This is a genomic window from Pseudomonas sp. GW460-LB5 (assembly GCF_059423245.1).
Genome location: NZ_JBWKXT010000141.1, coordinates 1 through 727 on the forward strand (window position 1 = coordinate 1; position 727 = coordinate 727).

The 727-nt window shown below is 54.5% G+C and carries 1 protein-coding gene; it reads right to left on the reverse strand.

Translation table 11 applies throughout. The annotated features are described in order from the left end of the window. Window positions 1-609, reverse strand: a 609-nt coding sequence (locus tag AC07XM_RS31080; protein ID WP_495046088.1) for an IS110 family transposase, incomplete at its 3' end; no start/stop codon positions are given. Window positions 610-727: the final 118 nt, after the last annotated feature.

Consider the following 727-nt stretch of genomic DNA (forward strand, 5'->3'; position numbering starts at 1 on the left):
CAGTTTTCCGGCAGTAATCAGACCAATTCCTTTTACTTGAGTGAGCTGTTTAACCCGATCATCAGGCAAAGCTGCTGCCTGCTGTGCGATCTCTTGTTCCAGCGCTCGAATTTCACCCTTCAGATAGGCGATGTGTTGTTCCAACCGCAAACACACACTGGGAGCCTGCGCCTGCTTCAGGCGCCGCTTGTCATCGTCGCGCTGTTGGACGAAGCGATCCCGCTGCATAAGCAGTTCGCGCAGCAAGGCCCGCTCAGGTGTCATCACCTGGCAAGGCCGTGGCGGCATAACTTCAGCTAGGTGAGCCAAAACAGCTGCGTCAATGGGATCGGTCTTGGCACGTTTACCCATCGACTTGGCAAAGTCCCGGGCACGACTGGGATTGATCCGGCAAACCGGAAAATCGGCATCCTGCAGCGCTTTTAGGACATTGCACTCGTAGCCACCGGTAGCTTCGAGCAAGACCATTGAAACTGCATACCCGCCAAGCTTTTCGACGAGCAGTTGGAATCCCTTCAAATCATTGGAAACACTGAAGTTCACACCCTCAGGGCGGATGTGAACGGCAAGTGTCGCACTGGAAACATCGATGCCGACAGAGGAAGACATGGCCAAACCCTCTTAAACTCAAGGAGTGAGAGCGCTTTGGCTTGGCCCACGCTTGTGATTCGAGATTACGGCCCTCATCCAACTGTTCGGGCTCTCGCCAAAGTGGAACGGTGAATGG